Consider the following 18,770-nt stretch of genomic DNA (forward strand, 5'->3'; position numbering starts at 1 on the left):
GCCCCGGAGCGCGTTGTTTCATACCGTCTGTCAAGCCAGATAAAGAGTGATATGCAAAGCAGTAGCCAGCTTTTTCCCGTTGCCTTGATCAGCGCCGAGCGTCGCGGCGACCTTGTCGAGGACGTCTACCGTCTCAAGCCAGCCAACAGCCCCGACCCCAGCGTCGAGCTGGTGGTGACCCGACTGGGGCTGGTCGATCAGCCCGACGTGCGCGGCATCCCGGTGATTCTGCTGCATGGCAGTTTTTCCAACCGGCGCTTCTGGTATTCGCCCAAAGGTATCGGTCTGGGGCCGTATCTGGCGCGTGCCGGTTATGACGTATGGATCCCGGAAATGCGCGGGCACGGCTTGTCTGCACGCAACCAGAACTACCGCGCCAATTGTGTGGCTGACTATGCCCGTTTCGACGTGCCCGCCATTGCCGCTTTTGTCTGTGAGCAAAGTGGTCAGATACCGCACTGGATGGGGCACTCGCTGGGCGGCACAACCCTGGCGGCGGCCTTGGGCGGCCAGTACCTGGGGCCGCACACTGCAGCGTCGGTGGCGCTATTCGGCAGTCAGGTCAGCCGCACGTACTGGCCGCTGAAAATTCCGCCGCTGCAATGGTCCGCGCGGCTGTTGCTCAGGTCCTTCGAACATGTTTCAGGGCCGCGTTTCAAGCGTGGGCCGGAAGACGAGCCAATAGGGCTGGTGCTGGAAAGCCTGCGCTGGCACGGGCTGTTCGGGCGTTTTGGCGAGCGCGACAACAACTGGTGGGCGGGGCTGAAGGAGGTTCAGGTGCCGGTGCTGGCCGTTGCTGCGGCTGGCGATCATCAGGACCCGGTGTGGGCCTGTCGCACGCTGTTTGATCAGATCGGCGCAGCGCAGCACAAACAGTTTCTTTGCCTGGGGCGCGAGCACGGTTTTGACGAAGACTTCGACCACGTGCGCATGCTGGTCAGCAAGGCCGCGCAGCAACAGGTCTGGCCGCGGGTCATCGAGTGGCTGAACGGGCAGTCTGTTCCTGAACAGGTTGTAGAGTTTCAGGCGGCGGTGGGCAGTTAGCGGTTAAAGTCGCTATGGTTAGCGTCAGCCGGTCGCGTCTGATTCATCAGGCCGATCCGTACCATTCGCGAGACAGGAGTTGACCTTATGCACTACATCACCCCCGATCTGTGTGACGCCTATCCGGACCTGATTCAGGTCGTGGAGCCGATGTTCAGCAATTTTGGCGGTCGCGATTCGTTTGGCGGCCAGATCGTCACCGTTAAATGTTTCGAAGACAACTCGCTGGTCAAGGAGCAGGTCGAGCTCGACGGCAAGGGCAAGGTGTTGGTGGTCGACGGTGGTGGGTCGCTGCGTTGTGCCTTGCTCGGTGACATGCTGGCAGAGAAAGCGGCCAGAAGCGGCTGGGAAGGCATGTTGATTTACGGTTGCATCCGCGATGTTGACGTCATCGCGCAGACCGACCTGGGTGTTCAGGCGTTGGCCAGCCATCCGAAAAAAACCGAGAAACGCGGAATCGGTGACCTGAATGTGTTGGTCACCTTCGGTGGCGTGACCTTCCGCCCGGGAGAGTATCTGTATGCCGACAACAATGGCGTCATCATTTCCCCTTCACCCCTGACCATGCCGGAATAAGCGAAATATCCATGTTCGATGAAGCAAACGCGCAGTGGGGGCTGGTTCATGCCCTTGTGTTGGACGGTAAGGGCGGGGCGCGTTTCATCGCTCGAACCGAGTTGCAGGACCTTGAGCTGCAGCCGCAGGAAAGTCTGTGGCTGCATTGGGACCGCAGTCATCCGCAGACCCATACGTGGCTGCGTACTGGTAGTGGTCTGAGCGAATTTGCCTGCGACCTGTTGCTTGAAGAGAACACCCGGCCGCGCCTGCTGCCGTTGCCGGAGCAAGAGTTGCTGCTGTTTCTGCGCGGGGTGAACCTCAACCCCGGTGCCGAACCGGAAGACATGGTCTCGGTGCGCATTTTTGCTGCTGCTCAGCGGGTGATCTCGCTGCGCCTGCGTCCTCTGCGGGCCACTGAGGAACTGATCGAGATGCTGGGGCAGGGTAAAGGCCCCACCAGTGCCTCGGAGCTGATCCTGTACCTGGCGCAATACCTGACCGACAAGGTTCAGGATCTGGTCGGCGAACTCACCGAATCGGTCGATGAAGAGGAAGAAAAGACCGACGCCGACGAACGGTACAGTCCCGAGCACGGCAAGCTGCTGCATATTCGTCGACGCGCAGCCGGTCTGCGCCGGTTTCTCGGGCCGCAGCGCGATATTTATGGCCAGCTCTCGCGGATCAAACTGTCGTGGTTCGCCCATGACGACGCCGATTACTGGAATGAGCTGAACAACAGCCTGACGCGTTATCTGGAAGAGCTCGAGCTGACCCGCGAGCGGGTAGGGCTGCTGCTGGAGTCCGAAGACAGGCGTTTGCGCGAGCACATGAACCGCACCATGTACCGTTTCGGGATCATTACCGGTATCTTCCTGCCCATGAGTTTTCTTACCGGTTTGCTGGGTATCAATGTCGGCGGCATACCCGGTTCTGACAGTTCATACGGCTTTCTGGTGGCGTGCTCGCTGATTGTCGCGCTAGCCGTCGGGCAGTGGTGGCTATTCAAGCGATTGCGCTGGGTATAGGCGTGGGCTTGTCCGGGTTTTTGATGGGCGTGTGTGACTTGTTGTTTTCGCGTCGCGTCTTTGACTGACATTACGTGAGGTGCCTGATGCACGATCCGTTTGAAGAATCTTTACGCGACATGCTCAATTCTTCATCCTCCAGCCGGGATGATGACGCATGTCTGGGACGCGTCCTGAAAACCGCCAATCGCCAGGTCGGTGCCGGTGTGTTGTTCGGGTTGCTGGGCCGTTGGTCAGAGGCACTGATGATCGCCGTGAACAACGGCTCTGCCCACGTCTCTCCTGTTTCTCGCCGCACCATTCCGGGTGCCCGTTCTATCGATAAGGCTGATTGAGCATGGAATTGAATCTCTGGACCCAGAGCCTTCTTGCTGCAATGACTGCATTGTGGACCAAAGTCGCAAATTTCATCCCTAACCTGTTCGGCGCGCTTGTTGTGGTGCTGCTGGGTTTTGTCGTGGCCAAACTGCTTGACGCGCTACTTTCCAAACTGCTGGCCAAACTGGGCCTGGATCGTCTGGTCGGCGGTACAGGTCTGACCAAGATCATCGGCCGCGCCGGCGTCAAGGTGCCGATCTCAACGCTGATCGGCAAGATCGTGTATTGGTTTGTGTTACTGATTTTCCTCGTCTCGGCTGCTGAATCGCTGGGGCTGCAGCGGGTTTCAGCTACGCTGGACATGTTGGCGCTGTATCTGCCCAAGGTATTTGGTGCGGCGCTGGTCTTGCTGGTCGGCGTGCTGCTGGCGCAACTGGTCAATGGGCTGGTACGCGGCGCAGCCGAAGGCGTAGGTATCGACTACTCCGCCGGCCTGGGACGAATTGCTCAAGGCCTGGTCATCATCATCAGTATTTCGGTTGCGATCAGCCAGCTTGAGGTGAAGACCGACCTGCTGAACCACGTTATTGTGATTGCCTTGATTACCGTTGGTCTGACAGTGGCGCTTGCCCTGGGCCTCGGCAGTCGGGAGATTGCAGGGCAGATCATCGCCGGAATTTATGTTCGTGAGCTGTTTCAGGTGGGCCAGCAGGTGCGGGTGGGCGATACGGAAGGTCAGATCGAGGAAATCGGTACGGTCAAGACAACGTTGCTGACAGACGAGGGGGAGCTGGTGTCGTTTTCCAACCGCATCCTTCTCGAGCAGAGAGTAAGCAGCCGTTAAGCGGCTAACCTGCTAATGTATGCCGCCAGGTTGCCGATACAGGCCGTGGCGGACACTGACCTGACTGTCGGCAAGATTTGTTTTGAATAAACCTCAACCGTTTTCGACGCGCTACGATCCCCGCGAGCTCTCTGATGAGGAGCTGGTCGCGCGCGCCCATGTTGAGCTGTTCAATGTGACGCGGGCTTATGAAGAATTGATGCGTCGTTACCAGAGAACACTTTTTAACGTCTGCGCACGTTATTTAGGGAACGATCGCGATGCTGACGATGTCTGTCAGGAGGTGATGCTTAAGGTGTTGTATGGGTTGAAAAATTTTGAAGGTAAATCTAAATTTAAGACCTGGCTTTACAGCATCACCTACAATGAATGCATCACGCAGTACAGAAAGGAACGGCGTAAGCGTCGCTTGATGGACGCTTTGAGTCTGGATCCACTTGAGGAAGCGTCGGAAGAAAAGACGCCCAAACCTGAAGAGCGGGGCGGACTTGATCGCTGGCTTGTGTATGTGAACCCGATCGATCGGGAGATTCTGGTCCTGCGTTTTGTTGCAGAACTTGAATTTCAGGAGATTGCTGACATCATGCACATGGGCTTGAGCGCAACGAAAATGCGTTACAAGCGGGCTTTAGATAAATTACGAGAGAAATTTGCGGGAATCGCCGAAACTTAATACGGTGCAAATATCTCTAACAAACTGGCAAGGTCTGGTAGACTTGCCGCTGAGTTGTCCCCCTGTGTGGGACTGCTTAATAATCATCAGATGGGGATTTAACGGATGAAACTGAAAAACACCTTGGGCTTGGCCATTGGCACTATTGTTGCCGCAACTTCGTTCGGCGCTCTGGCTCAAGGCCAAGGCGCGGTCGAAATCGAAGGCTTCGCCAAGAAAGAATACTACGACAGCGATCGTAACTTCAAAAACGACGGCAACCTGTTCGGCGGCTCCGTTGGCTACTTCCTGACTGACGATGTTGAACTGCGTCTGGGCTACGACGAAGTCCACAACGTCCGTAGCGACAGTGGCAAGAACATCAAGGGCGCCAACACCGCTCTGGACGCTCTGTACCACTTCAACAACCCAGGCGACATGCTGCGTCCTTACCTGTCTGCCGGTTTCTCTGACCAAAGCATCGGTCAAGACGCTCGCAACGGCCGTGACGGTTCTACCTTCGCCAACATCGGCGGCGGCGCCAAGCTGTACTTCACTGACAACTTCTATGCCCGTGCAGGCGTTGAAGCTCAGTACAACATCGACCAGGGCAACACTGAGTGGGCGCCTAGCGTCGGTATCGGCGTAAACTTCGGCGGCGGCAGCAAGAAAGTCGAAGCAGCACCAGCTCCAGTAGCTGAAGTGTGCTCCGACAGCGACAACGACGGCGTGTGCGACAACGTCGACAAGTGCCCGGACACCCCAGCCAACGTTACCGTTGACGCTGATGGCTGCCCAGCAGTTGCCGAAGTCGTTCGTGTTGAGCTGGACGTGAAGTTCGATTTCGACAAATCCGTAGTCAAGCCTAACAGCTACGGCGACATCAAGAACCTCGCTGACTTCATGCAGCAGTACCCACAGACCACCACCACTGTTGAAGGTCACACTGACTCCGTCGGTCCTGACGCTTACAACCAAAAACTGTCCGAGCGTCGTGCAAACGCCGTTAAACAGGTTCTGGTTAACCAGTACGGTGTTGGCGCTAGCCGCGTAAACTCGGTTGGTTACGGCGAATCCCGCCCAGTTGCTGACAACGCAACTGAAGCTGGCCGCGCAGTTAACCGTCGCGTAGAAGCAGAAGTAGAAGCTCAAGCTAAGTAATTAGCCGCTTGTACTGAAAAGCCCGGCTCAGGCCGGGCTTTTCTTTGCCTGCGATTTGCGCAGGCAGACGCTACTCAGGAGGCACGGTCAGCCAGCACTCAGCTGTGCGTGATCAATCAGCGTTTCATTCAGCAGCTCATTGCTGCACGCAGCAACCGCGCCGATCACCAGAATGGCAGGGCTCTTCAGCTCGAAAGCGCTGGCGTCGCGCTGCATTGCGTTCAACGTGCTGCGGCACTCGCGCTGCCAGGGCAGCGAAGCATTCTCGATCATCGCCACCGGCATTTCGCCACTCATTCCGCCAGCCTGCAGGCTCTCGCGAATTTCCGCCAGCTTTGCCACGCCCATGTAAACCACCAGAGTAGTTCCGTCTTGTGCAAGGGCCTGCCAGTTGAGGCTGCTGTCGTCCTGGGTATGGGCAGTGACCAATGTCACGCCACGGCTTATGCCGCGCAGGGTCAGCGAAATGCCGCATTGTGTTGCGCCGGCGAGCCCCGCCGTGATCCCGTTGGCCAGTTCCACCGCGACGCCGCGTTCCTGCAACCACTGCGCCTCTTCACCGCCACGGCCAAAGATGCACGGATCGCCGCCCTTGAGGCGCACAACGCATTTGCCCTGACGTACATAGCGCAGCATCAGGCGATGGATGAACGCTTGTGGCGTTGAACGGCAACCGCCGCGTTTGCCGACCGCGATCACTCGCGCATTCGGGCAGTGCTCAAGCACTGCGGTATTGACCAGATCATCTATCAGCACCACGTCGGCTTCGTGCAAGGCACGCACTGCCTTGAGGGTCAGTAGTTCCGGGTCACCGGGACCGGCGCCCACCAGCCATACTTTTGCGCTCATGCTGCACTCCTCATTGGGTAACCGCCATGGTGTTGATCAGTCTTTTTATTTCAGGCACGCAGGAACCGCATTGGGTCCCGCAACCCAGTTGTGTCTTGAGTTGATTCAGGTCCAGGCCGCGCTCGATACCTTCCTTTACTGCGCTCTGGCTGACGTTCATGCAGTTGCACAAGGTCTTGTCGAAGGCCTGCGTCGAGTCTTTGCCAGGCTCGCTACTGAGCGGGGCCAGCAGCCAGCGCCGCAGCGAAGCATCAAAGCGTTCTTCCAGCCATAGCGCCTGGAGCCAGTGTCGGGCAAGCGTTTCACCGGCCAGGCGGATGGCAGTAATTCGGTCGTTGTCGATACGCACCCGCTTGCCAATTGAGCGCTTGGGGTCGTCATAAGCCATGACTGGCCCTTCATCGAGGCCGAGTACCTGGTCAATGTGCTGCAGCAGCATCGGATCAGGCGCTTCGGCGCTGGCGGCGCGTATGATCAATGCAGGACGTTCGCGTCCGGTAAGGCCCATGCTCAGGTAGGTAAACACGTCGCACAGGGGACGCAGCCTTTCCATTTGCTGCTGCACATTGCCTTCAATAAGCGCGAAAAACTGCCAGGGCAGATGAGCTTTTTCGATTTTGACCCCGGAATGCTTGAGTTCCGGTTGTTTCGAGATCGGGTCGAAGGCTGGCTGAGTCAGAGCGTTTACGCCGCCCTTGAGAAACCGGTCGCCCCAGTGCATCGGCAAGAAGGCCTGACCGCAGGCAACACTGTCATCGCCGCCGACGGGCAACAACAGCTCGCCGCGTCGGCTGATCAGCTTGACCAGATCGCCAGGTTGCAGGTCATAACGTTGCATGTCTTGAGGGTTGAGGCTCAACAGCGCTTCGCTGACATGCCCGAACAGCCGCGCAGCGGTGCCGGTGCGGCTCATGCCATGCCATTGATCGCGCAGCCTGCCGGTGTTGAGTGTCAGCGGGTAGTCAGCATCGCGCAGCTCTTTGGCGGCGATGTAAGGCTCGGATAAAAACTGCGCACGGCCCGAGTCAGTGGGGAAAATACCATCGGTATACAGGCGTGGCGTGCCCACGCTGGCACCGCGAGGGAAGGGCCATTGCTGTGGGCCATGGAGGTCGATGAGCTCGCGGTCGATCCCGGACATGTCCAGATCCCGCCCGTCCGTCAGGCCTTTGAATTCATCGAACAAGGCCTTGGGTGTGTGGAAATCGAACAGCGCAGGTGCATCGGGTTGCAGGCGCTTTTGCAGACGCTGGGCGAAGTCCACAGTAATTGCCCAGTCGGAGCGCGCTTCGCCGGGGGGCGCAATGGCGTTGCGGACATTGGAAATGCGCCGCTCCGAGTTGGTCACCGTGCCTTCTTTCTCGCCCCAGCTTGCGGCAGGCAGCAACAGGTCGGCATAGCGCGCTGTTTCGGTGGTCTTGAAAGCCTCCTGAAGTACCACGAACGGGCAGGTTTCCAGCGCCTGTCGGATTTTGTTCTGATCGGGCAGTGATTGTGCCGGGTTGGTACAGGCAATCCACAATGCCTTGATCGTACCGTTCTGCAGTTGTTCGAACAGTTCGATGGCGGACAAACCGGGCTTGGCGGGCAGGCTGTCGACGCCCCAGTAGTGCGCAACCTGCGCACGGTGTTCGGGATTGGCTGCGTCGCGATGGCCGGGCAGCAGGTTGGACAGGCTGCCCGTTTCACGTCCGCCCATGGCGTTGGGTTGGCCGGTGAGCGAAAAGGGGCCTGCACCGGGTCGGCCGATCTGCCCGGTGGCCAGGTGCAGGTTGATCAGTGCGCTGTTTTTTGCACTTCCCGCAGTGGATTGATTCAGCCCCATGCACCACAGCGACAGAAAGCCCGGAGCTTCACCCACCCAACTGGCGCAGGTGTATAGCTGTTCCTGGGTAATGCCGCAGAGGTTTGCTACGCGTTCAGGCGGGTAATCTCGTACCAGCGCTGACAGCGCCTCATAGCCCTGTGTGTGTGCGGCAATGAACTCGGGATCAATCAGGCTTTCACTGATCAGCACATGGAGGATGCCGTGAAACAGCGCAACGTCGGTGCCAGGCTGAATCGCCAGGTGCAGGTCCGCCAGTTCGCAGGTATCGGTGCGCCGTGGGTCGATGACGATGAGTTTCATCTGCGGGCGACGGCTTTTTGCTTCTTCCAGGCGACGAAACAGAATCGGGTGCGCGTAGGCCATGTTGCTGCCGACGATCATCACGCAATCGCTCAGTTCGATATCTTCATAGCTGCAAGGCGGTGCGTCGGCGCCCAGGCTGCGCTTGTAGCCGGCCACGGCCGAAGACATGCACAGCCGTGAGTTGCTGTCGATATTGTTGGTGCCGACCAGTGCACGGGCCAGCTTGTTGAACGCGTAATAGTCCTCGGTCAGCAACTGGCCGGAAATATAGAATGCGACGCTGTCGGGGCCGTGCTCGCGGATGCTGTCGGCGAAGACGTTGGTCGCGTGCTCCAGCGCGGTGTCCCAATCGGTGACGCTGCGTGCCAGGCCTTTGCTCAGGCGTAGTTCCGGATACAGTGCGCGCGCTTCGATGTCCCCGGTCAGGTGCAGGCTTGAACCTTTGCTGCACAACTTGCCGAAGTTGGCCGGGTGCTTCGGGTCGCCGCTGACGCCGAGGATATTCTGCCCGTCATGCTCGATCAGCACGCCGCAGCCAACGCCGCAATAGCAGCAGGTGGACGCGGTCACCCGAGTGGTCTGAATGGCGAGGCTGGTCATGCGCAGGCGGCCTCTGGCGCGGCGGGTTTGCCCAACATCAGGTGATTGCGTATGGCATCAATGCCCTGGCCATCACGTATCTGCTGCAAGTACCAGCTTCCGTCCGCGGTGTCGCCATAAAGGCAGGCGCCGACCAGTACGTCGTTCTTGATCACCAGCTTTTTGTAGACGCCGCCGATGGGGTCCGAGAGGGTGATGCTTTCAGTGCCTTCAGCACCCAGAAAGTCTCCGGCGGAAAACAGGTCGATGCCGGTGACTTTCAGCTTGGTCGAGGTCACTGACCCCGGATAACGGGCAAAGCCCAACTGGGCAAGGTGATTGGCACACACCCGGGCCTGCTCGAACAGCGGTGCCACCAGCCCGTAAGCGATGCCGCGATGGCTGACGCATTCGCCAATCGCATAGATGCGCGGGTCGTAGGTCTGCAAGGTATCGTTGACCAGAATGCCCCGGTTGCAGGGCAGACCAGCCTGTTCGGCCAATTCGGTGTTGGGGCGTATGCCTGCGGCCATGACCACCAGATCGGTGTCGATCACCTCGCCGCTTTTGAATTGCACCGCGCGTACGCGGCCCAGATCATCGCCGAGCAAGGCTTCGGTCTGTTCGTTGAGGCGAAAACCCAGGCCGCGCTTTTCCAGCGCGGCTTGCAGCATCAGCCCGCTGGTTTTGTCCAGTTGGCGCTCCAGCAGCGTCTGGCCGTTGTGAATCACAGTGACCTGCATGCCGCGCAGGCTCAGGCCGTTGGCAGCTTCGAGCCCGAGCAGGCCGCCGCCGATGACCACTGCGCGTTTGTGTGTGACGGCGGTATCGATCATCTGACGGGTGTGGCCGATGTCGCGGTAGCCGATGACGCCTTCCAGCGTATTGCCGGGAACCGGCAGAATAAAGGGTCGTGAGCCGGTGGCGATCAGCAGGCGATCGTAAGAGGCCTGGGTGCCGTCATCGGCGATTACCACGCGTTTGATGCGGTCGATCTTCACCACGCGACGGTTCAGCAACAACTGGATACTGTTGCTTTCGTACCAGGCCAGATCGTTGAGCACGATGTCTTCGAAATTCTGTTCGCCTGCCAGCACTGGGGACAGCATGATGCGGTTGTAGTTGGGGTGTGGCTCGGCACCGAAGACCGTGATGTCATACAGGTCTTCGCTCAGTTTCAGCAACTCTTCGAGTGTGCGCACGCCGGCCATGCCGTTGCCTATCATCACCAGTTTGAGTTTTTTCATCTTGCCTCCGAGTCACTGCAGCGCGTGCTCGACACGTTTCGCGCAAACAAAAAAAGGCGTCCCGCCAGTTGCCTGACGGGGACGCCTTTGTCCGGTCCCGTTCTATCGGGAGGCGCAGCCTTCATCGTTGAGGGCTACGCGTTATGTATGATCTGCACAAGATCATGCAGCGCCTGTGCCAACTCGCATTCACTTGCGTAAAGGGGATTTCGGTCGATGCCTCAGGCTATTTCTGCACTGCGTTGAGGCGTGCTGCACAGAAGCAGGGCGGTCTGGTTCAGTGATGGCTCATGAGCCAGATCGCCAGCAGAAGATTGAGCAGCATCGAGATCAGTGCCAGCGTTTGCCAGACTTTGAGCGGTTCGCGTTCCAGCAACGGGCGCGGTTTTGCTACCACCGGGCGATGCTCGGCCTGATCCATTTCCAGCAACCACTGCTCGGCGGTTTCGTAACGCTGGTGCGGGTCGGCTTGCAGTGCCTTGTCCAGACTCTGGCTCAGCCATTGCGGCAGATCCGGTCGATAACGGCTGGCGGCGATTGGCGTGCCGAAGCGGCGATGCTGAAAGGCTTCGATCTCGCCATACGGGTAGTGGCCTGTCAGCAGGTAGTACAGCGTGACGCCTGCCGCATACAGATCTTGCTGCGGATGCGGCTCAGCGCCGTTGAAGGCTTCCGGGGCGATGTAGCTCGGGGTGCCGGGCAAGTCGTCAGCGTTGCCAGTTGACAATCCCGGGCAGTAAGCCAGGCCGAAATCCAGCAGGCGCAGTTCGCCATCATCTGCCAGCAGCAGGTTTTCCGGTTTGATATCGCGATGAATGATGTTGCGCCGATGCAGCAGGCCCGCAGCGCGTAACAGTCGGGTCGCGAGGTCCTGCCATTGAGCCAGCGGCAGCGGCCCGTTGCGCGTGAAAACCTCGGCCAGTGTATTTCCGCAATACTCGCGCATCACGTAATACAGGTGCTGGCGGTCTGCCAGCGGATGGACCTCGGGAAAGAAGCGCCCGGCAACCCGGCGTAAAAACCACTCTTCAAGCAATAACCCTTGGCCTGCACCCGACTCGTCATGCCGGCTGGCCGGCAGGGTCTTGAGCAGCCACGGTTGGCCGTGGGTATCGGTCACCCGATAAAGGATGGACTGGCGCGACTGCGCCACGATGCCGCCAACCGTCCAGCCTTCGAAGCCCTGGCCCGCCTTGAGCGCGGGTGGCAGTGGCCATTGCTGCAATTGCAGCAGTGTGTCACCCAGATCGTCCTCGCCCAGGCTATCGACCTGAATCAGCAGGGCGCTGGCATTGTCCTGGCTGCCTGCCAGATGCGCCGCGCTGACCAGGGTTTTCACCGCCGAGTCGAGGTTGTCCTGCTCGGTCAGAATCGAGCGGATGCTGGCATCACCAAGGGTCGCCCAGACACCGTCGCTGACCAGCAACAGTCGTTCACCTTCACACAGCTCGCCGTCCAGATAGTCCATGACCACGTACTGGTCCAGGCCCAGCGCGCGCTTGAGCACATGCTGCATGTCGGCCTGTTCCCAGACGTGGTCTTCACTGATGCGCTTTAGCGTACCGGCCTGCCAGCGATAAGCCCGGCAGTCGCCGACGTGGGCCAGGGTGAAGCGTCGTCCGCGCAGCACCAGAGCGCTGAGGGTGGTCAGCAAACCGTTGGCCAGCAGCCAGCGATTCTGCGCCAGCAGCAGGCGGTCGAGAGACTGGGCCACGCCCCAGGTTTCCGGCGTGGCGTAATAGTCGAGCGCCAGCGCCTGTAGCGTGGACTGCGCAGCCAGTGCGCCATCAGCACACTGGCTGACGCCGTCGGCAAGGGCGAACAGATAGCCCTTGCTTGCGGCCAGTGTCGGGGCCGGAGTCACCAGGCGCAGAGCATCCTGATTTTCCGCGCGCGGACCGCTGGCGCTGAATTGAGCGAACTGCAGTTGCAGCGTCATCGGCGGTTCAGACTCGCGCCGCGGTCACAGCCGCCGAACCCCAGGTGGTTCTCCAGCGACGCTTGACGTTCAGCAGACCGAACCAGGCCAGCACTGCCAGGCCTGCGAACAGCCACAGGCCCAACTGGTAATCGCCAGTGTTCTGTTTGATGGTGCCCAGACCCGCTGCCAGCAGGAAGCCACCGATGCCGCCCGCCATGCCGATCAGGCCGGTCATGACCCCGATTTCCTTGCGGAAACGCTGCGGAACCAGCTGAAAGACTGCGCCATTACCGGCACCCAGGCCCAGCATCGCGGCAACGAACAGAGCCAGTGCTGCCCACGAACTTGGCAGGTTGAAACCCACCGCCGCGATACCGATGGCCGCAACGGCGTACATCACGGTCAATGTGCGAATCCCGCCAAAGCGGTCAGCCAGCGCGCCACCGAGCGGGCGCATCAGGCTGCCGCCGAAGACACAGGCAGCGGTGTAGTAACCGGCAGTAATCGGGCTCAAGCCATATTGGTCGTTGAAATAGCCGGGCAGGGCGCTGGCCAGGCCGATGAAGCCGCCGAACGTCACGCTGTAGAAAAACATGAACCACCAGCTGTCACGATCACCCAGCGCCTTTAGGTAATCCGCCATGGATTTGGGCTTGCTGCGCTCCGGGGCGTTGCGCGCCATAAGCGTGAAAGCGATCAGGGTCAGAACCAGCGGGATCAGCGCCAGGCCGAATACGTTGCCCCAGCCGAAACTGGCGGCCAGTACCGGCGCGATCAATGCTGCCAGTACGGTGCCCGAGTTGCCCGCACCGGCTATGCCCATCGCCTTGCCCTGGTGCTGCGGTGGATACCACTGCGACGCCAGGGGCAGCGCGACGGCGAATGAAGCACCGGCCATACCCAGGAACAGGCCCAGCAGCAGTACCTGGCCGTAGGTGTGAATGCCCAGTTGCCAGGCCGCCAGCAGTGCGCCGATGACAATCACCTGGCCAATGATGCCAGCGGTCTTGGGCGACAGCTGGTCCGCCAGCAGGCCCATGAAAAAGCGCAGCACGGCACCCGCCAGAATCGGCGTGGCGACCATCAGGCCACGTTGCTGAGTGGTCAGGTGCAGGTCAGTGGCAATCTGCACCGCCAGCGGGCCAAGCAGATACCAGACCATGAAACTCAGGTCGAAATAGAGAAACGCCGCAAACAGGGTCGGTTTATGGCCTGCCTTCCAGAAGCTTGTATCCATGTGTACACCTCATCATCTGCTAGTTAGTCAGTCGGGCCATGACCGCGACACGGGTTTTCCAGACGCTGTGGTGGAGTGTTCCGAATGACGGCGACTCCACCGGCCCCGTCGCCGGGGCCAAAACGCAAAAAACGTCGCCTCTCTGTCCAAGTGAGCGGAAAGAGATGAGCGACGTCTTTGTCGTAAAAAGGTGATAGCCGCCGTTGGCTACCGTGCGATTGCTAAAGCAAGAGATGGGCCAATGGCGTTGCAAGCGATTAGCCGCAAGCTGCGAGCGGGTTTGGGTGATTCCCGGGAAGCAGGCGAGGGCCGGTCAGTGACCTTGAAGCGGGCGCTCGCCAGCAAAGCGCTGTAAAACAGGGCGCGCCGCGAGCGACAGTCTGCAGCCTGAAAGGGCAAGATCACGCATGGCCATTGAAGAGTTTATTAAAGTTCAATGGCGGTATTATTATTTCATGTGCCATTGGTTTTGGTGTTAAGTACTGTCATTGTGATGCTGTTTTGACGTGCCTGTATGACGGTTTTAATAGCGCTGATCAATAAGTGTTAATATTCATTAATATTCTGTTTATTGAGGTTGTACGATAACACCAGTCTCAATATTTAATTTACATTGCCCGGTATCTCTGACAGCATTCATTGCACCGTGATTAACACGGCTCATCCATCAGGAAATGAATTTACTCTTCACTGCGGCGATCTGTAATTGCAAATTGCCTGTCAATATTCGATAAATGTTTACTTTTTAAAAAGTAATCGTCTACTCGCTCTTTTTCCGGTTTTCAGTTGCCCTCAAGGGCTTGAAACACCGATCCCGGGTACCTCCCGGCAATACAGCCGCGCCGACCGGGCTGTCTTCCTCTTCGCGCTTCATTGCAGGCGCCAATAAAGGACATCATCATGAGTAACATCAATTACGCACCCACCATCTGGTCCAGAGCTGATGCGCTGAAGGTCAATGAAAATGATCCGACTACCACGCAGCCTCTGGTAAGCCCGGATTTTCCGGTCATGAGTGATACCGTATTCATCTGGGACACCATGCCGTTGCGCGAGCTTGACGGCACCGTGGTTTCAGTCAACGGCTGGTCGGTGATCGTCACGCTGACGGCTGACCGCCACCCCGACGATCCGCAGTATGTCGGTGCCAATGGCCGCTATGACATCAAGCGTGACTGGGAAGATCGTCATGGCCGGGCACGCATGTGCTACTGGTACTCGCGCACCGGAAAGGACTGGATCTTTGGTGGCCGGGTAATGGCCGAAGGTGTGTCGCCAACCACCCGGGAGTGGGCGGGCACACCCGTACTGTTGAATGATAAAGGCGATATCGACCTGTACTACACCTGTGTAACGCCGGGTGCGGCAATTGCCAAAGTACGTGGCCGTATTGTGACGTCCGACAAGGGCGTGGAATTGAAAGACTTTACGGAGGTGAAAACACTGTTCGAGGCCGACGGCAAATATTACCAAACCGAAGCGCAGAACTCGACCTGGAACTTTCGCGACCCCAGTCCGTTTATTGATCCCAATGATGGCAAGTTGTACATGGTTTTTGAAGGCAATGTCGCCGGCGAACGCGGCACGCATACAGTAGGCGCCGCAGAACTTGGTCCTGTTCCGCTAGGGATGCTCCGATCAACTTGCCGCGCAGCGGTGGCAAGCCGTAATTTGCCAGGCACATAGCGCTATTTTTCTGAAAACGGTCTGATGCAGTGTGAGTCGAGCGCGTTTTTCGCTCGGTTTTCCGTGTTAAGCGCGCAACTCACCCAAACCCATTAGTCGCTTTCGAGCCATCCACAGGTTCGACAGGGCGAACAGCGTGGTCAGTTGGGCCGTGTTTTTCATCAGCCCACGAAAGCGTACTTTCACGTAACCAAACTGGCGCTTGATGACCCGAAACGGATGCTCGACCTTGGCGCGTGTCTGCGCTTTGCAGTACTCGATCTTGCGCTTGGCTTTGTACAACAGGCTGCGTTTGTTCAGCTTGGAATACGTGCTGCGCCGCGCCGCGATTTGCCAGATCACGTTACGATTTTCGTGCTCTTCACGCTTCTCGACACCGGTGTAGCCAGCGTCCGCATAGACCGCGTTTTCTTCCCCGTGGAGCAGTTCGGCGACTTGAGTGACATCGGCCACATTGGCCGCAGTGCCATGGACGTGATGAACCAGTCCAGACTCAACGTCAGCGCCGATGTGGGCCTTCATACCGAAGAAATACTGGTTACCCTTCTTTGTCTGATGCATCTCGGGATCACGCTCGCCGTCTTTGTTCTTGGTCGAGCTTGGGGCATGAATAATGGTGGCATCGACGATGGTGCCCTGGCGCAGCGACAGGCCTTTTTCCTGCAAATAACCGTTGATGACCGCGAGGATTGCAGGAGCCAGTTGATGTTTCTCCAGCAGGTGCCGGAAGTTCATGATCGTGGTGTCTTCCGGTATCGGCGCACTCAACGTCAGGCGTGCAAACTGGCGCATGGGGGTGATTTCGTAGAGCGCTTCTTCCATGGCCGGATCACTCAGGGAGAACCAGTTCTGCAGCAGGTGAATGCGCAGCATGGTTTCCAGCGGATAAGGTTTTCTGCCACCGCCGGCCTTGGGGTAGAACGGTTCGATCAGGCCCAGCAGACCTGTCCAGGGGACGACCTGATCCATCTCGGCGAGGAAGCGTTCGCGGCGTGTCTGCTTGCGCTTGCTGGCATATTCGAAATCGGAAAAGCTCATCTGGCTCATGGGAGGCTCGGATCAGGTGGTCAGGCGATTTTCGCATAACCGGGACTTGTTCGGAGATTCCCTAGGTCATGAGGAAATAGGCGGTGCCAGATTTCAAGTCGGCTGTATCGGACTGGCCGTTGCGAAAGACCTCAGTGGTGATGAGTGGGAAATACTTCCGCCGCTGGTCACCGCAGTAGGTGTCAATGATCAGACTGAACGCCCGCATTATGTCTTTCAGGACGGCAAGTATTACTTGTTCACCATCAGCCACAAGTTTACTTATGCCGATGGTGTTACGGGTCCGGATGGTGTTTACGGGTTTGTCGGCGAGCATTTGTTCGGGCCTTACCGGCCGATGAACGCTTCCGGCCTGGTGTTGGGCAATCCGCCTGCACAGCCATTTCAGACTTACTCGCACTGTGTGATGCCGAACGGTCTGGTGACCTCGTTCATCGACAGCGTACCCACCTCTGGCGAGGATTACCGCATTGGCGGTACCGAGGCACCGACGGTGAGGATTCTACTGGAGGGCGATCGCTCGTTTGTGCAGGAAGTGTATGACTACGGCTACATCCCCGCGATGAAGAACGTGGTGCTGAGCTGACCGACTGCACCCATTAACCTGGTAGCGGAAGAACGCCTGTGCGAGCAGGCGTTCTTCGCTCGTTTACCCCAGCAACTCGCTCATCGCGATAATTTGCTCGGCCACCTGAATCAGCTTTTGCTGGCGACTCATCGCCTGACGCCGCATCAGGGTGTACGCGTCTTCCTCGTTGCAATCCTTCATTTTCATCAGCAGCCCCTTGGCCAGCTCGATGCGCTTGCGTTCGGCCAGTTGCTGATCGCGGGCATGCAGTTGCGCACGCAGTGCCTGATCGCTCTCGAAACGGGCCATCGCCACGTCCAGAATCGGTTGCAACCGTTGGGCCTGGATACCCTCGACGATATACGCACTGACCCCGGACTTGATTGCCTGGCGCATCACGCCCGGATCGTGCTCGTCGGTGAACATCACGATGGGCCGCGGCTGGTCACGGCTGACCAGCACCACTTGCTCCATTACATCGCGTCCTGGCGATTCGGTGTCGATCAGGATGACGTCCGGGCGCACCGCTTCAACGCGGGCGGGCAAGTCGATGATCAGTCCGGATTCGTCGATTACTTCAAAACCGGCCTCTATCAATGCCGATTTGAGGCGACCGACTTTTCTGGCCGTGTCATTGATAAGCAGGATACGCAGCATGGTCACGTTCTCCGTCAACGACTGGCCACAGCGGGCGCGTTGTCGGCCAGCGAGTGGAGCTTGAAGCTACGCGCGTAGCCTGCGGGGTCGCTGCCGTCCCAGATCCTGCCATCGATTAACTGACTGCTGCGCAGGGTTGCAGTGGGTGCGTCGATGCCCAGCGCATCTGCTGCCTGGCGATACAGGTCCAGTTGCTGGACACGGCTGGCGACAGCCAGGTAATCCGGGTCTTCACGCAACAGGCCCCAGCGCCGGAACTGAGTCATGAACCACATACCGTCGGACAGCCACGGATAATTGACCTGCCCCTGATCATGGAAACTGACTGCATGTGGGTCCTGCCAGTGATTGCCGAGGCCGTCGCTGTAGTGGCCAAGCAGGCGCGGCTCGATGCAGTCCGGCGAGGTATCCAGATAATCCGCACCGCTGAGCAGTTGTGCGGTACTGCGCCGGTTATGGTCGCTTTCCTCGATGAAGCGGCTCGCTTCCAGTACGGCCATGATCAGCGCTCTGGCGGTGTTGGGGTTCTGCTCGACGAACTCACGGGTACAGCCCAGCACCTTGCTCGGGTGATCCGGCCAGATCGACTGGCTGGTCGCCATGGTGAAGCCCAGTTGCTGCTGAACGGCGCTGGCGCCCCAGGGTTCGCCGACGCAGAAACCGTCGATGCGCCCAGCCTGCAGGTGTTGCGCCATTTGCGTGGGTGGCACCACGACACTGGTCACATCATCGAGTGGATGGATGCCTTGGCTGGCCAGCCAGTAGTAGAGCCACATGGCGTGGTTGCCGGTGGGGAAGGTCTGCGCGAAGGTCAGCCTTGATCCGCTTTGGTGCGCGCGTTTGTCCAGTGCTTCAGGAGTGATCACGCCCGCCTGCTGCAACTCGCGGGACAGGTTGATGCACTGGCCGTTCTGGTTGAGTCCCATGAGGATGGCCATGTCGGTCGCCGGACCACCGCTGATGCCCAGTTCCACCGCATAGATCAGACCATACAGGCTGTGTGCCGCCTGCAACTGCCCGCTGACCAGCCTGTCGCGCAGCCCGGCCCAGGAGGTCTGACGCTCGAGGTTCAGGCTCAGGCCGTATGGCTGGGCGAAACCCTGAGTGGCCGCAACCACCAGCGGGGCGCAGTCGGTCAATGCCATGAAGCCCACGTCCAGGCTGTTCATTTCCGGGGCGTCACTACCGGCCACCCAGTCCAGCGCATTACCGGTTCGTTCGTTCATCGCGCGTGCTTCATCAAAGG

General features: G+C 58.8%; 14 protein-coding genes and 3 pseudogenes. 9 read left to right on the forward strand and 8 right to left on the reverse strand.

Features of this window, described 5'->3' with window-relative positions; genetic code table 11:
* Positions 1–51 precede the first annotated feature (51 nt).
* From AC4ANE_RS11620 to AC4ANE_RS11650, 7 genes are all read left to right on the forward strand, one after another.
* Entirely contained in the window at positions 52–1,044 is a 993-nt protein-coding gene (locus AC4ANE_RS11620; RefSeq protein ID WP_002553038.1) for an alpha/beta fold hydrolase, read from the forward strand.
* A gap of 87 nt (positions 1,045–1,131) precedes the next feature.
* Positions 1,132–1,620 (forward strand): ribonuclease E activity regulator RraA, encoded by a 489-nt coding sequence (gene rraA / locus AC4ANE_RS11625; protein WP_004659258.1) that lies wholly within the window; start codon positions 1,132–1,134, stop codon positions 1,618–1,620.
* A gap of 11 nt (positions 1,621–1,631) precedes the next feature.
* Positions 1,632–2,627, forward strand: coding sequence for a zinc transporter ZntB (locus AC4ANE_RS11630; protein ID WP_002553040.1), 996 nt, complete (start codon positions 1,632–1,634; stop codon positions 2,625–2,627).
* Positions 2,628–2,713: 86 nt separating this feature from the next.
* Positions 2,714–2,962 carry a hypothetical protein gene (locus AC4ANE_RS11635; protein WP_002553041.1) on the forward strand — a complete coding sequence of 83 codons (249 nt, stop codon included), beginning with the start codon at positions 2,714–2,716 and terminating at the stop codon, positions 2,960–2,962.
* Between the two features lie 2 nt (positions 2,963–2,964).
* Entirely contained in the window at positions 2,965–3,789 is an 825-nt protein-coding gene (locus tag AC4ANE_RS11640; protein WP_002553042.1) for a mechanosensitive ion channel family protein, read from the forward strand.
* 82 nt (positions 3,790–3,871) lie between these two features.
* Entirely contained in the window at positions 3,872–4,462 is a 591-nt protein-coding gene (sigX, locus tag AC4ANE_RS11645; RefSeq protein WP_002553043.1) for an RNA polymerase sigma factor SigX, read from the forward strand.
* A 105-nt stretch (positions 4,463–4,567) separates the two neighbouring features.
* Positions 4,568–5,602 carry an OmpA family protein gene (locus tag AC4ANE_RS11650; RefSeq protein ID WP_002553044.1) on the forward strand — a complete coding sequence of 345 codons (1,035 nt, stop codon included), beginning with the start codon at positions 4,568–4,570 and terminating at the stop codon, positions 5,600–5,602.
* Between the two features lie 87 nt (positions 5,603–5,689).
* Here AC4ANE_RS11650 and cobA read toward each other — a convergent pair whose 3' ends face one another.
* The 5 genes and pseudogenes from cobA to AC4ANE_RS11675 form a co-directional block, all read right to left on the reverse strand.
* Positions 5,690–6,451: a uroporphyrinogen-III C-methyltransferase gene (cobA, locus tag AC4ANE_RS11655; protein WP_460408935.1), complete on the reverse strand. Its 762-nt coding sequence runs from the start codon at positions 6,449–6,451 to the stop codon at positions 5,690–5,692.
* A 10-nt stretch (positions 6,452–6,461) separates the two neighbouring features.
* Positions 6,462–9,182: a nitrate reductase gene (locus AC4ANE_RS11660; protein WP_002553046.1), complete on the reverse strand. Its 2,721-nt coding sequence runs from the start codon at positions 9,180–9,182 to the stop codon at positions 6,462–6,464.
* Between the two features lie 20 nt (positions 9,183–9,202).
* Positions 9,203–10,408, reverse strand: a pseudogene (locus AC4ANE_RS11665) (NAD(P)/FAD-dependent oxidoreductase); the annotation flags it as partial.
* Between the two features lie 277 nt (positions 10,409–10,685).
* A complete protein-coding gene (locus AC4ANE_RS11670; RefSeq protein ID WP_031596331.1) occupies positions 10,686–12,347 on the reverse strand; it encodes a bifunctional protein-serine/threonine kinase/phosphatase in 1,662 nt (553 codons plus the stop codon).
* A gap of 7 nt (positions 12,348–12,354) precedes the next feature.
* Positions 12,355–13,566, reverse strand: coding sequence for a nitrate/nitrite transporter (locus AC4ANE_RS11675; protein WP_002553050.1), 1,212 nt, complete (start codon positions 13,564–13,566; stop codon positions 12,355–12,357).
* 900 nt (positions 13,567–14,466) lie between these two features.
* Between AC4ANE_RS11675 and AC4ANE_RS11680 the strand changes: the two are divergent.
* Positions 14,467–15,195: pseudogene (locus tag AC4ANE_RS11680) on the forward strand (glycoside hydrolase family 68 protein); the annotation flags it as partial.
* Between the two features lie 123 nt (positions 15,196–15,318).
* Here AC4ANE_RS11680 and AC4ANE_RS11685 read toward each other — a convergent pair.
* The gene (locus AC4ANE_RS11685; RefSeq protein ID WP_044424202.1) at positions 15,319–16,299 is read right to left on the reverse strand and encodes an IS5 family transposase; all 981 of its coding nucleotides are present in this window, start codon (positions 16,297–16,299) and stop codon (positions 15,319–15,321) included.
* A 64-nt stretch (positions 16,300–16,363) separates the two neighbouring features.
* Here AC4ANE_RS11685 and AC4ANE_RS11690 point away from each other — a divergent pair.
* Positions 16,364–16,885, forward strand: a pseudogene (locus tag AC4ANE_RS11690) (glycoside hydrolase family 68 protein); the annotation flags it as partial.
* Between the two features lie 63 nt (positions 16,886–16,948).
* Here the strand turns inward: AC4ANE_RS11690 and AC4ANE_RS11695 are convergent.
* Positions 16,949–17,524, reverse strand: coding sequence for an ANTAR domain-containing response regulator (locus tag AC4ANE_RS11695; protein WP_002553052.1), 576 nt, complete (start codon positions 17,522–17,524; stop codon positions 16,949–16,951).
* A 14-nt stretch (positions 17,525–17,538) separates the two neighbouring features.
* Positions 17,539–18,750: a CmpA/NrtA family ABC transporter substrate-binding protein gene (locus AC4ANE_RS11700; protein WP_460408936.1), complete on the reverse strand. Its 1,212-nt coding sequence runs from the start codon at positions 18,748–18,750 to the stop codon at positions 17,539–17,541.
* Between the last annotated feature and the right edge of the window lie 20 nt (positions 18,751–18,770).

It is taken from the genome of Pseudomonas sp. Pme6b (genome assembly GCF_058129925.1).